Below are 11,038 nucleotides of genomic sequence, written 5' to 3'. Positions count from 1 at the left end.
TTCCGCAATTGCGCTTCACTTCGCTCGCCGTGATCAGCTTACGATGGGACTTCCACCCACAAGAGAACGCCCATGCTGGGCGCACCAAACAAAACGGCGCGGACCTGCGAAGGTCCGCGCCGTGACGCACACGTGAAAGCGAAGCCTTACTCCGCGGCGACCCTGAGCGCCTCGCCTTCGGTCGGGACGGTGGAGATCGTCTTCAGGACCTGGGACGCGATCTGGTAGGGGTCGCCCTGGGAGTTCGGGCGGCGGTCCTCCAGGTAGCCCTTGTAGTCGTTCCGCACGAAGCTGTGCGGGACGCGGATCGAGGCGCCGCGGTCGGCCACGCCGTAGCTGAAGGTGTGGATCGACGCCGTCTCGTGCTTACCGGTCAGGCGCAGGTGGTTGTCCGGGCCATAGACCGCGATGTGGTCCTCGCGGGCCGCCTCGAAGGCCGCCATCAGGCTCTCGAAATAGGCCTTGCCGCCCGTCTCGCGCATGTAGGTCGTGGAGAAGTTGCAATGCATGCCCGACCCGTTCCAGTCGGTGTCGCCGAGCGGCTTGCAGTGGTACTCGATGTCGATCTCGTACTTCTCGGTCAGGCGCTCCAGCAGGTAGCGGGCGACCCACATCTCGTCGGCGGCGCGCTTGGAGCCCTTGCCGAAGATCTGGAATTCCCACTGGCCCTTCGCCACCTCGGCGTTGATGCCCTCGTGGTTGATGCCGGCGGCGAGGCAGAGGTCGAGATGCTCCTCGACGATCTGGCGCGCGACGCTGCCCACGTTGCGGTAGCCGACGCCCGTGTAGTAGGGGCCCTGCGGCGCCGGGAAGCCGTTCTCGGGGAAGCCGAGCGGGCGGCCGTTCTTGTAGAAGAAATACTCCTGCTCGAACCCGAACCAGGCGCCCTCGTCGTCGAGGATGGTCGCGCGCTTGTTCGAGGGGTGCGGGGTGACGCCGTCCGGCATCATGACCTCGCAGAGGACGAGCACGCCGTTGGTGCGGGCGGCGTCCGGGAACACGCGGACCGGCTTCAGCACGCAGTCCGAGCTGCGGCCCTCGGCCTGCTGGGTGGAGCTTCCGTCGAAGCCCCACAGGGGAAGCTGCTCGAGCGTCGGGAATTCGTTGAATTCCTTGATCTGCGTCTTGCCACGCAGGTTCGGAACCGGCGTGTAGCCGTCCAGCCAGATATACTCGAGCTTATATTTGGTCATTGCGGATCTCTCGCAGGCTGATGACGCAAAGCGTTCTGATGTGCCGTTCCCTTGGGCCGTCTTCCGGGGGCGAGCCCGTCCGGCGGCGTCTGCCATAGCTAAAGCATATCCTATGCCAAACGGGTTGGCGGGCCGGCACGAAGGGCCGAGTCAAGCGGAAGCGCCACCGGAAAGCCGAAGCGGTGCCGTTCGACTCACCGTGAGTGGTGCTTTGGCAGGCATTTCTCGCGCTTTGAGCGCTCCCGCGGCAGGCTTTGGGCTCAAGCGCCCATATAACGACTGTTTGCGATGCTGATTTTCAGCCCTGCCGCACGGCGCGATCTGCTCACATTTTGCGCATGTTGCGTTCAAAAAACCGTCATATCGCCTGGGCCAGAGCGTCCTCCGGTCCAACGGCAGGATCCCATGCGGTCTGTGATGACCGAACATGGCACAGGAAATGGCCGACTCCCGAGGCGACAGCTCGTACAAGCTCGCGCCAGGGCCTCTCCGCCCCTGCCTATTATTCGGGCACATCTGCCGCGAACAGCTCGGCGAGCCAGCCGAGGGCGCCCGGAAAAGCGGCCAGGGACCATACCGCCTCCTGCCAGATGCCCTGGACGTTGACCCGGAAACCGTCTCCCTCCCGCCGCCAGTCCCGCCGGGCAAGCTGCGTCGGTTCGGTGCGGACGGCGCCGCGCGGGAGGCCGAAGGCGGCCGGCAGGTGCCAGTCCGTGATCGCCCGCGCGTCCGGCGCGGTCAGCCGCAGCATGGGGTGCGGCGCGGGGAAGAGCCCGGCGCCCGGAAGATCGAGGTCCAGCCCCGGAAGGCTCAGCCGCTCCGCCGCCTCGAACAGCGCGTTGGCGGTCGGGGACCAGGGAGCGCCGGGAGCATCCACGCAATGGGGATGGTAGCGCGCCCAGTCCGGCAGCGCCGGGTCGGGCAGCGGGCGCACGCACCCGACCTGGAGCCAGCCATAGAGGAGATGGCAGGGCTGCCCCTCGTAGCGCAGCGCCCCGCCCTCCCCGACCAGCCGGTCGAAACGCCCGAAGAACAGGAACAGGTCCCCCTCCCCCACGCCCGCGCGGCGCAGGTGCCCCAACGCCGCCTCCGTCTGGCCGAACAGCGGCCGCCAACCGGCGGCGCGCGGCAGCATGCCGGGGATTAGGTCCGGGTCGAGATGGGCGATGGTGTCGGCGGTGATGGGCTCGGGCTTGCGTCCCTTGGCGGGCACCCAGCGCGCGCCGTGGCTCCGCACGAAATCGGCCAGGGTCGCATGCCGTTCCTCCAGCCCCCAGGGCGCCGGCAGGTCACCGAACCGGATGGGGGCGCCGCGCCCGTAGGGGATGGGCAGCGGGAACAGCCGCCCGTCCGGCAGGATCGGGTTCGGGATGCGGCCGTAGCCCGTGTCGAAGCCCTTGCGGCTGAAGACGATGCGCATGGGAGGTCCGATCAGGGGCGGGCGGGCGCCTCATCCTAACCTCCCAAGGCAGGCACTGTCCTTTGCGGCATAGCGCCGCTCCCGGCTTCCCGGCGCGAGGCCCGACGGCAGCCATCGTCGCCCCAGCCCCACGCCTTTCACCCGGTGCCGGTCAGCCCGCGAGCGACGCGCTGTCGATCACGAAGCGGTACTTCACGTCGCCCTTCAGCATCCGCTCATAGGCTTCGTTGATCTCGTCGGCGCGGATCATCTCGATGTCCGACGTGATGCCATGCGCCGCGCAGAAATCGAGCATCTCCTGCGTCTCGGCGATCCCGCCGATCATCGAGCCGGCGATCGAGCGGCGCTTGGTGATCAGGTTGAACACGTTGGGCGAGGGATGCGGCGAGGCCGGCGCGCCGACCAGCACCATCGTCCCGTCGCGCTTCAGCAGCACGAGCAGCGCGTCGAGGTCGTGCGGCGCGGCCACGGTGTTCAGGATGAGGTCGAAGCTCTTGGCATGGGCGGCCATCTCCTCGGGATTGCGCGAGACCACGGCCTCGTCGGCGCCGAGCGTCTTGGCCGCCTCGCGCTTGGATTCCGAGGTGGTGAAGGCGACGACATGGGCGCCCATCGCGTGGGCGATCTTGATCCCCATGTGGCCCAGCCCGCCGATCCCGACGACGCCGACCTTCTTGCCCGGCCCTGCCCCCCAATGGCGCAGCGGCGAGTAGGTGGTGATGCCCGCACAGAGCAGCGGCGCCACGGCGGCAAGCTGCGCCTCGGGGTGGGTGACGCGCAGCACGTAGCGCTCATCCACGACGATCCGCTGCGAATAGCCGCCCAGCGTGTGGCCGGGCGCGTCGGGCGTCGGGAAATTGTAGGTGCCGATCATGCCGTCGCAGTAGTTCTCCAGCCCGTCGCCGCAGTCGGCGCAGTGCCGGCAGCTGTCGACGATGCAGCCGACGCCCACGAGGTCGCCTTCGCGGAACGCACCCACATGCGCGCCGACCGCGGAGACGCGTCCGACGATCTCATGGCCCGGCACGCAGGGCCAGAGCGTGCCCTCCCACTCGGCCCGCACCTGGTGCAGGTCGGAGTGGCAGATGCCGCAATAGGCGATCTCGATCTGGACGTCGTGCGGACCGGGAGCCCGCCGCGTGATCCCGATGGGCTCCAGGGGCTTGTCGGCGGCATGGGCGCCATAGGCTTTCACAAGCATCGAAGCTTCCTTCTTTCATGAAACGGGCCGTGGAAACGCCCGGCAAGGGGCAGCCGCCTTTCGGGACCGGCCCGACGAGGTCCGCCCCATTGCGGACGCCAATCTAGACCGGGACAACTCCCTTCACTAGATAGGGCAAACCGCATGCGCTCATGAGAAGGACTCAGGAATGGCCCGGGCGAACACGAACGACCTGATCGCCTTCATCACGGTGGCGCGCGAGCGGAGCTTCACCCGGGCCGCCGCGAAGCTTGGCGTCTCCCCCTCCGCGCTCAGCCACACGATGCGCGGGCTGGAGGAGCGGCTGGGCCTCCGCCTGCTGACCCGCACCACGCGCAGCGTCACCCCGACTGAGGCGGGGGAGCGCCTCCTGAACACAATCGGTCCGCGCCTGGACGAGATCGACGCCGAACTGGAAGCGCTGAGCGAACTGCGGGAGCGGCCGGCCGGCAACATCCGCATCACGACCGGCGACCATGCCGCCGAAACGATCCTGGTCCCCGTGCTCGCGGAGCTTCTTCCCCGATACCCGGACGTCAGGGTGGAGATCAGCGTCGATGCCGGCCTGAAGGACATCGTGGAGGAACGCTTCGACGCCGGCATCCGCCTGGGCGAGCAGGTGGCGCGCGACATGATCGCGGTCCGCATCGGGCCGGACCTGTGCATGGCCGCCGTCGGGTCCCCCTCCTATTTCGTCGAGCGTCCGCCACCGGAGACGCCGCAGGATCTGGCACAACATATTTGCATCAACCTGCGCTTCCCGACGCTGGGCGGCCTCTATGCCTGGGAGTTCGAGAAGGACGGACGCGAGATCAACGTGCGCGTGGAGGGCGCCATGATCGTGAACGACATCCGGCTGGCCCGGCAGGCGGCGGTGAATGGGCTGGGGCTGTGCTACCTGCCCGAGGATTACGTGCAGCCGCTGGTCGGCGAAGGCCGACTCGTTCGGGTGCTCGCGGACTGGTGCCCGCGTTTCCCCGGATACCACCTCTACTACCCGAGCCGCCGCCAGCCCACGCCGGCCTTCGCGCTGCTGATCGAGGCGCTGAGGCAAAATCGTGACGGCAAGGAGGGATGAGGCGAGTTTGTTCGGCAGAAGCCCAGACATGGCGAAGGCCGGCAACCCGTCGGGGTTCCGGCCTTCAGATGGTGGTCCCGACAGGGATTGAACCTGTGACCCCTACGATGTCAACGTAGTGCTCTCCCGCTGAGCTACGAGACCACGGGACGTGGCGCGAGTGACGGGACTTGAACCCGCGGCCTCCGGCGTGACAGGCCGGCGCTCTAACCAACTGAGCTACACCCGCACTAAGATACGCGTAACAACCAGACCGAAGTGGCTCCGGATGCTGGACTCGAACCAGCGACACGCGGATTAACAGTCCGCTGCTCTACCGACTGAGCTAATCCGGAACACTGTACCGGCCCTTCGTGGATGCCGCCCCGCGAGGCGGTTCCCCTTCCGGACCGGGGGGAGATGGTGGAGCCAAGGAGGATCGAACTCCTGACCTCTACAATGCCATTGTAGCGCTCTCCCAGCTGAGCTATGGCCCCATGGTGCTGCCAGAGAGGATTGAACTCTCGACCTCTCCCTTACCAAGGGAGTGCTCTACCACTGAGCTACGGCAGCGTTCCCGGCTCGATCGTTTGGCACCATCGCGCCGGGAGCGGCTTGGTAGCAAACCGGGCGGGCGGCGTCAAAGGCAAAAATCACTTCGCCCATGACTTTCTTCAGCGGCCCTTCAGCCGGTCGCGCAAACCGTCCCAGAACTGCATGCGCTTCAGGATCTCGCGCTCGTTGCCGCGCTCGTTCGGACGGTAGAGGTTCGGGCGGGCGGCGCCGTCCAGCCCCTCGGGAAAGAACTCCTGGCCGCTGAAGGCGTGTTCGAAGTCGTGGTCGTAGCGGTAGCCGTCCTTGAAGCCCATCGCCTTCATCATGGCGGTGGGCGCGTTGATCAGGTGACGGGGCGGCGGGATCGATCCGGTGCGGCCGGCGAGGTCCATCGCCTCGTAGAAGGCCGTGTAGACGGCGTTCGACTTTACCGCCGTCGCCAGATAGGCGACGCACTGGCCGAGCGCCGGCAGCCCCTCCGGCTCGCCGCTGCGCTCGAAGGACTGGGCGCAGGCCATGGTGTGCTGGACCGCGTTGGGGTCGGCCAGCCCGATCTCCTCCGTCGCCATCACGGCGAGCCGGCGGAAGATGCCCTTGGGCGGCTCCCCCGCCTTCAGCATGCGGGCGAGCCAATAGAGGCTGGCCTGCACGTCCGAGCCGCGGATCGATTTCTGGAGCGCCGAGAAGAGGCCGTAATGGCCGTCCGTCGCCTTGTCGTAGACCGGGGCGCGCTTCTGCAGGGCCTCCTGGAGGCCGGCGAGGTCGAGCGGGGCCGGGGGATCGAGCGCGAACAGCTCGTCGCAGAGATTCAGCAGGTAGCGCCCGTCGCCATCCGCCATGCCCACCAGCGCCTCGCGCGCCTCGGCGGTGACCGGCAGGGGACGGCCGACTTGAGCCTCGGCGCGGGCCATCAGCTTCCCGCAGGCCTCCGCGTCGAAGCGGCGCAGGACGAAGACCTGGCAGCGGGACAGCAGGGCGGCGTTCAGCTCGAAGCTCGGATTCTCGGTGGTGGCGCCGATCAGCGTGATGGTGCCGTCCTCGACATAGGGCAGCAGCCCGTCCTGCTGGGCCTTGTTCCAGCGGTGGATCTCGTCCAGGAACAGGGCGGTGCCGCGCCCGCTGCGCCGTAGGGCCTGGGCGGTCTCCATCGCCTTGCGCAGCTCCGCCACGCCGGACATCACCGCCGACAGCCGGGCGAACTCCAGCCCCGCCTGCTCGGCCAGCAGGAGCGCGATGGTGGTCTTGCCCACCCCCGGCGGTCCCCAGAGGATCATCGAGGACAGGCGCCGCGCCGCCAGCATGCGGCCGATCGGGCCGTCGGGGCGCAGCAGATGGTCCTGGCCGACGACCTCGTCGAGCCGGGTCGGCCGCAGGCGCTCGGCGAGCGGCTTGGGTGCGGAGCTGTCGAACAGGGAAGCGGTCACGGCAACGGCCCTTCGGATGCGGACGGCCGCCATTCTAGGCGGCTTTCGCCATCGGACGGAAGCGTGGGCGGAACCGTTGCTGTCTGGAAAGTAAAGACCTCAACCCAGCCAAGGATCGGCGAAGTCTTCGCCGCACCCGTGAGTTGATATGGTGGAAGGGGCTGGATTCGAACCAGCGTACGCTAACGCGGGCAGATTTACAGTCTGCTGCCTTTAACCACTCGGCCACCCTTCCGCCGGCTTCAAGTACGTGGTGGAGCCGGACGGGATCGAACCGACGACCTCCACAATGCCATTGTGGCGCTCTCCCAACTGAGCTACGGCCCCACGTGAAGCGGGGCGATTACTAGCCGCCGCCAAAGCCCAGGTCAAGCACTATCCGCACCCTTTTTTGCATCCGCCCGCGCGAACGCGCCGGAGACCGGGTCCCCCGGAGCTTTGGGCGACCTTTTGCGCAGTTGCCGGGCTACCCCCGGCGGATGCACCATGGACCGAACAATCAGGGAGGCTGAGGATGTCCCGCACCTACGACACGCTCAAGTCCTGCGGCCGGGCGGACGTGATCGACGACCCGTCCGAACTGGTCTGCGGCTGCGTCATCCGCCGGCCGCGCCCGTCCCTGGGCAAGCCCAGCTACATGGTGCTGCTGTTCAAGCCGACCGGGCACGACCCGCGCTACGCGATCAGCGCCCTGTTCGACGGCCCACGCACCATGAACGCGGCCCTGCCCGACGGAAAGCATTACTGGGACCACCACACCGCCGACCGCGGCGAGGCGGAGCGCGTGTGGGACGACTGGGTGGAACGGCTGGCCGCGGCCGCCGATGCCGAATGGGCCGAGGGGCGGCAGCAGCCGATCTGGTAGGGCGTTCGGCAAAGCCCAGGGGCAAGACCGGGGAACCAGGACGGTGGCCTTGGTCCCCCGGCTCGCCGGATCAGGCGTCGCCCTGCGCGGCGCTCGTCCCCGTCGCCCCCGTCCCCGTCTGCGTCGCCCCCGCCTGCATGGCCTGCGTCTGGAGCTGGCGCCCGGCGGCGGCACTCGCCAGGGCGGCGCGGGCGACGCCACGCATCTCGTCGGGCGGGCGCGGCAGGCCGCTGCGGTCGCTGTAGTCCGGCGGCGGCGCCTGGGGCGCGTCCTCCTCCGCGTGCAGCGCCTGGACGCAGACGAGGTCCAGCACCGTCACGCCGGCCACCGCCGCCATGGCGATCTCGACGTTGGCGCGGTTCGGGTTGTCGCGGCCGAGCCCGTTGGCGAGCGTGCCGAGATCGAGCGCGTCGCCCGCCACCCGGCCCCAGATCCAGGGCTTGGCGTCGCCGAGCGCCAGGATGCCGACGCCGGTCATGATCTCGCGCGCGCCGTAGGCGCGGATGAGCGCGGTGTGCTCCTCCATGCCCAGCGCGCGGGCGATGCGGCGGCCGGCGAACAGCTCGGCCACGCCGAGCCCGATGCTGAACCAGCCCAGGCCGCGGGCCAGGGCGTCGGCGGAAGATCCTCTGTGCAGAAGAGTCATGTCCTCACCTCTCAGGGCTTGAGCACCACCTTGACGCAGCCGTCCCGCTTCTCGCGGAAGGTGTCGTACATCGCCGGCCCCTGGTCGAGCCCGACGGTGTGCGTGATGACGAAGCTGGGGTCGATCTGGCCTTCCTGGATGCGGCGCAGCAGGTCGTCGGTCCAGCGATTGACGTGGGTCTGGCCCATGCGCCAGGTCAGGCCCTTGTTCATGGAGGCGCCGAAGGGGATCTTGTCGAGCAGCCCGCCATAGACGCCGGGGATCGACAGGGTGCCGGCCGGGCGGCAGACATAGATCATCTCGCGCAGCACATGCGGCCGGTCGGTCTCCAGCATCATGGTCTGCTTGGCGCGGTCCATCATGGAGTCGAGCGTGCCGGTGGCGTGCGCCTCTAGCCCGACGGCGTCGATGCACTTCTCCGGCCCTTTGCCGCCGGTCAGCTCGTTCAGCCGCTCGACGACGCTTTCCTCCTCGAAGTTGATGGTGATGGCGCCGGCCGCCTTGGCCATGCTCAGCCGCTCCGCCACGCGGTCGATGGCGACGACCTGCCTGGCGCCGAGCAGCAGCGCGCTGCGGATCGCGAACTGGCCGACCGGCCCGGCGCCCCAGATCGCCACCGTGTCGGTCGGCTCGATCTCGCACTGGACGGCGGCCTGCCAGCCGGTCGGGAAGATGTCGCCCAGGAACAGGACCTGCTCGTCGGTCAGCCCGTCGGGGATCTTCACGTGGGTGGCGTCCGCGAAGGGCACGCGCACATATTCGGCCTGCCCGCCCGGATAGCCGCCGGTCAGGTGGGTGTAGCCGAACAGCCCGGCCGTGGTGTGGCCGAACATCTTGTCGGCGAGGTCCTTGTTGCGGTTCGTGCGCTCGCAGACGGAGAAGTTGCCGCGCCGGCACTGGTCGCATTCGCCGCAGATGATGGTGAAGGGCACGACGATGCGGTCGCCGACCTTCAGCGCCTTGTTCTCCTTGCCGACCTCCATCACCTCGCCCATGAACTCATGGCCGACGATGTCGCCCGACTTCATGCCCGGCATGAAGCCGTCGTGCAGGTGGAGGTCGGAGCCGCAGATGGCGCAGCTCGTGACCTTGATGATCGCGTCCCGCGGGTGTTCGATTTCCGGATCGGGAACCGTTTCGTAGCGGATGTCGCCCTTTCCGTGCCAGACCAGTGCCTTCATTGGTGGTGTCTCCCGTTGCGCGCGAAAGCGCGCGCCCGTTTTCGGCGTTCCGGGATGAAGACAGTTCCGGCGCGCAAGCGTTCCCGTCCCGTTCAGGCTTCGGCGGCGGGCCTCGGGAAAAGCGCCCGCGCAAACTTCATCCATTCGCAATCAAACTTTTCTCCCTCCGCCCTGTTTAGGGGTGCAGGCCGCCCGCAAAGGCCTCGTCAAGGACGCCGAGGAGGACACCATGCTGCCGTTGCCCCTGCCGCCGAGTCCGCTGTCGCTGAACCCGATGAACCCCTTCGGGATCGTCACCCACACGGTGGCCGTCACGGCCACGCTGGCCGGCCTCGGCGTGGGTCTGGCGCTCGGCGCCGGTGCGCTGGCGGTCGGGACCGTCCTCTTCCGCGACCGCTGAGGGGAGGACCGCCATGATCCGCACGATGTCGAACGCCGCCGTCCATTTCGGCGGCGGCGTCGCCATGGGCGTTCTGGGCGTGTTCGCCGCCGCAGGCCTCGTGGGCATGATGATGGGCGGCATGATGGGCGGCCGCTCGTCCCCGCTGGAGAGTGGCCGGAACCCGTCCCCCTCGCTCAAGACCACGACCGACCGTTACGGCCGCACCCCGGACAACGGGCTGTGAGCCTTGGGAATCCCTTCAAAAACCACGAAAAGGAATCGACCATCATGACGTCTGGTTCGGACGCGTTACGCGACATCCTCGTTGCCGGCCTGCACAACACCCACGCGCTCGAGATGGAAGCGCTTCAGATCATGAACCGCCAGGTCGAGCGGCTTCAGCAGTATCCGGAGCTGGAGCAGGCCCTGCGCCAGCACATCGCCGAGACCGAACAGCAGCGCCAGCGGCTGGAGGAGGCCATGGCCGAGTATGGCCAGAGCCCCTCGACCATCAAGGAAGCGATTTTCGGCCTGATGGGCAACGTCGCCGCCGTGGCGCACAGCCCCGCCAAGGACGAGATCCTGAAGAACATGTTCGCCAACCATGCCTTCGAGAATTACGAGATCGCGGCCTACAAGTCGCTGATCGTGATGGCGGAGGCCGCCGGCTTCACCAAGATCTCGGGCATCCAGCAGTCGTTGCGCGAGGAAGAGGCGATGGCCGTGAAGATGCGCGACATGGTCGAGCCGATCACCCGCAAGTACATCGGCCTGGAACAGAAGGCCGAGCAGGCGAGCCACTGAGGCGGACCACGGCCCGGAGCGCCCGGCGCTCCGGCAGGCCAAAAAGAAACCGGCGTGGGGGCAACCCCGCGCCGGCTTTTTTCTCGATTCCCTGATGGCCGGATCAGTCGGCGAAGACGCCGGCGGCCTCGATGACGCTCTTCCAGCGGGCGGTCTCCGCCGCGACATGCTGCTGGTGGGCGGCCGGGGTGGCGCGCTCCTTGGGCTCCGGCAGCGTGCCCAGCTCGGCGAAGCGCTTGATGACGTTCTCGTCCGCCAGCGCCTTCTGCAGGGCCTCCGACAGCTTCTGGATGGCCGCGTCCGGCGTGCC

At 68.1% G+C, this 11,038-nt stretch carries 11 protein-coding genes, 7 tRNA genes and 1 pseudogene; 5 read left to right on the top strand and 14 right to left on the bottom strand.

What is annotated here, in order from left to right; all coding sequences use genetic code 11:
* Positions 1–146: 146 nt before the first annotated feature.
* The 3 genes from JUB11_RS31790 to JUB11_RS31780 all read right to left on the bottom strand — a co-directional run bounded on the left by JUB11_RS31790 (position 147) and on the right by JUB11_RS31780 (position 3,814).
* Positions 147–1,193 carry a glutamine synthetase beta-grasp domain-containing protein gene (locus JUB11_RS31790; protein WP_207462817.1) on the bottom strand — a complete coding sequence of 349 codons (1,047 nt, stop codon included), beginning with the start codon at positions 1,191–1,193 and terminating at the stop codon, positions 147–149.
* A 502-nt stretch (positions 1,194–1,695) separates the two neighbouring features.
* Positions 1,696–2,613 (bottom strand): hypothetical protein, encoded by a 918-nt coding sequence (locus tag JUB11_RS31785; protein WP_207462816.1) that lies wholly within the window; start codon positions 2,611–2,613, stop codon positions 1,696–1,698.
* A 151-nt stretch (positions 2,614–2,764) separates the two neighbouring features.
* Positions 2,765–3,814, bottom strand: a complete 1,050-nt coding sequence (locus JUB11_RS31780; protein ID WP_207462815.1) for an NAD(P)-dependent alcohol dehydrogenase — start codon at positions 3,812–3,814, stop codon at positions 2,765–2,767.
* A gap of 169 nt (positions 3,815–3,983) precedes the next feature.
* Here JUB11_RS31780 and JUB11_RS31775 point away from each other — a divergent pair, with 169 nt between their 5' ends.
* A complete protein-coding gene (locus JUB11_RS31775) occupies positions 3,984–4,892 on the top strand; it encodes a LysR family transcriptional regulator (RefSeq protein WP_207462814.1) in 909 nt (302 codons plus the stop codon).
* 69 nt (positions 4,893–4,961) lie between these two features.
* Here the strand turns inward: JUB11_RS31775 and JUB11_RS31770 are convergent.
* The 8 genes from JUB11_RS31770 to JUB11_RS31735 form a co-directional block, all read right to left on the bottom strand.
* A tRNA-Val gene (locus JUB11_RS31770) sits at positions 4,962–5,036 on the bottom strand.
* An 8-nt stretch (positions 5,037–5,044) separates the two neighbouring features.
* Positions 5,045–5,121, bottom strand: a tRNA-Asp gene (locus JUB11_RS31765).
* A 30-nt stretch (positions 5,122–5,151) separates the two neighbouring features.
* A tRNA-Asn gene (locus JUB11_RS31760) sits at positions 5,152–5,227 on the bottom strand.
* A 65-nt stretch (positions 5,228–5,292) separates the two neighbouring features.
* Positions 5,293–5,368: transfer RNA gene (locus JUB11_RS31755), tRNA-Ala, on the bottom strand.
* 1 nt (position 5,369) lies between these two features.
* Positions 5,370–5,444 (bottom strand) — tRNA-Thr (locus JUB11_RS31750).
* A 101-nt stretch (positions 5,445–5,545) separates the two neighbouring features.
* Positions 5,546–6,850 (bottom strand): replication-associated recombination protein A, encoded by a 1,305-nt coding sequence (locus JUB11_RS31745; RefSeq protein WP_348771547.1) that lies wholly within the window; start codon positions 6,848–6,850, stop codon positions 5,546–5,548.
* Positions 6,851–6,999: 149 nt separating this feature from the next.
* Positions 7,000–7,085: transfer RNA gene (locus tag JUB11_RS31740), tRNA-Tyr, on the bottom strand.
* Positions 7,086–7,101: 16 nt separating this feature from the next.
* Positions 7,102–7,177: transfer RNA gene (locus JUB11_RS31735), tRNA-Ala, on the bottom strand.
* A 187-nt stretch (positions 7,178–7,364) separates the two neighbouring features.
* Between JUB11_RS31735 and JUB11_RS31730 the strand changes: the two genes are divergently transcribed.
* Complete coding sequence (locus JUB11_RS31730) at positions 7,365–7,715, top strand: hypothetical protein (RefSeq protein WP_207462812.1); 351 nt, start codon at positions 7,365–7,367, stop codon at positions 7,713–7,715.
* A 70-nt stretch (positions 7,716–7,785) separates the two neighbouring features.
* Here the strand turns inward: JUB11_RS31730 and JUB11_RS31725 are convergent, their stop codons facing one another.
* Both JUB11_RS31725 and JUB11_RS31720 read right to left on the bottom strand, forming a co-directional pair.
* Positions 7,786–8,361: a cyclase dehydrase gene (locus JUB11_RS31725; RefSeq protein ID WP_207462811.1), complete on the bottom strand. Its 576-nt coding sequence runs from the start codon at positions 8,359–8,361 to the stop codon at positions 7,786–7,788.
* Between the two features lie 11 nt (positions 8,362–8,372).
* A complete protein-coding gene (locus tag JUB11_RS31720; protein WP_207462810.1) occupies positions 8,373–9,542 on the bottom strand; it encodes a zinc-dependent alcohol dehydrogenase in 1,170 nt (389 codons plus the stop codon).
* A 229-nt stretch (positions 9,543–9,771) separates the two neighbouring features.
* Between JUB11_RS31720 and JUB11_RS31715 the strand changes: the two genes are divergently transcribed.
* From JUB11_RS31715 to JUB11_RS31705, 3 genes are read left to right on the top strand one after another with little or no spacing between them, the layout of a single operon-like run.
* The gene (locus tag JUB11_RS31715) at positions 9,772–9,942 is read left to right on the top strand and encodes a hypothetical protein (RefSeq protein WP_207462809.1); all 171 of its coding nucleotides are present in this window, start codon (positions 9,772–9,774) and stop codon (positions 9,940–9,942) included.
* A 13-nt stretch (positions 9,943–9,955) separates the two neighbouring features.
* Entirely contained in the window at positions 9,956–10,168 is a 213-nt protein-coding gene (locus JUB11_RS31710) for a hypothetical protein (protein ID WP_207462808.1), read from the top strand.
* Positions 10,169–10,212: 44 nt separating this feature from the next.
* Positions 10,213–10,728 carry a ferritin-like domain-containing protein gene (locus JUB11_RS31705; protein WP_207462807.1) on the top strand — a complete coding sequence of 172 codons (516 nt, stop codon included), beginning with the start codon at positions 10,213–10,215 and terminating at the stop codon, positions 10,726–10,728.
* 103 nt (positions 10,729–10,831) lie between these two features.
* Here JUB11_RS31705 and JUB11_RS31700 read toward each other — a convergent pair.
* A pseudogene (locus JUB11_RS31700) lies at positions 10,832–11,038 on the bottom strand (tripartite tricarboxylate transporter substrate-binding protein); the annotation flags it as partial.

This window comes from Azospirillum sp. SYSU D00513 (assembly GCF_017356015.1).
Classification (GTDB): Bacteria; Pseudomonadota; Alphaproteobacteria; order Azospirillales; family Azospirillaceae; genus Azospirillum.
Note: the sequence above shows the minus strand (reverse complement) of the source record. Positions and strands in the feature narration are given on the sequence as shown.

Excerpts from the sequence above, each read along its gene's own strand:
- JUB11_RS31790 (WP_207462817.1), bottom strand. The coding sequence starts at position 1,193 with ATGACCAAATATAAGCTCGAGTATATCTGGCTGGACGGCTACACGCCG.
- JUB11_RS31720 (WP_207462810.1), bottom strand. The coding sequence starts at position 9,542 with ATGAAGGCACTGGTCTGGCACGGAAAGGGCGACATCCGCTACGAAACG.
- JUB11_RS31705 (WP_207462807.1), top strand. The coding sequence starts at position 10,213 with ATGACGTCTGGTTCGGACGCGTTACGCGACATCCTCGTTGCCGGCCTG.
- JUB11_RS31775 (WP_207462814.1), top strand. The coding sequence starts at position 3,984 with ATGGCCCGGGCGAACACGAACGACCTGATCGCCTTCATCACGGTGGCG.
- JUB11_RS31710 (WP_207462808.1), top strand. The coding sequence starts at position 9,956 with ATGATCCGCACGATGTCGAACGCCGCCGTCCATTTCGGCGGCGGCGTC.
- JUB11_RS31715 (WP_207462809.1), top strand. The coding sequence starts at position 9,772 with ATGCTGCCGTTGCCCCTGCCGCCGAGTCCGCTGTCGCTGAACCCGATG.
- JUB11_RS31780 (WP_207462815.1), bottom strand. The coding sequence starts at position 3,814 with ATGCTTGTGAAAGCCTATGGCGCCCATGCCGCCGACAAGCCCCTGGAG.
- JUB11_RS31785 (WP_207462816.1), bottom strand. The coding sequence starts at position 2,613 with ATGCGCATCGTCTTCAGCCGCAAGGGCTTCGACACGGGCTACGGCCGC.
- JUB11_RS31730 (WP_207462812.1), top strand. The coding sequence starts at position 7,365 with ATGTCCCGCACCTACGACACGCTCAAGTCCTGCGGCCGGGCGGACGTG.
- JUB11_RS31725 (WP_207462811.1), bottom strand. The coding sequence starts at position 8,361 with ATGACTCTTCTGCACAGAGGATCTTCCGCCGACGCCCTGGCCCGCGGC.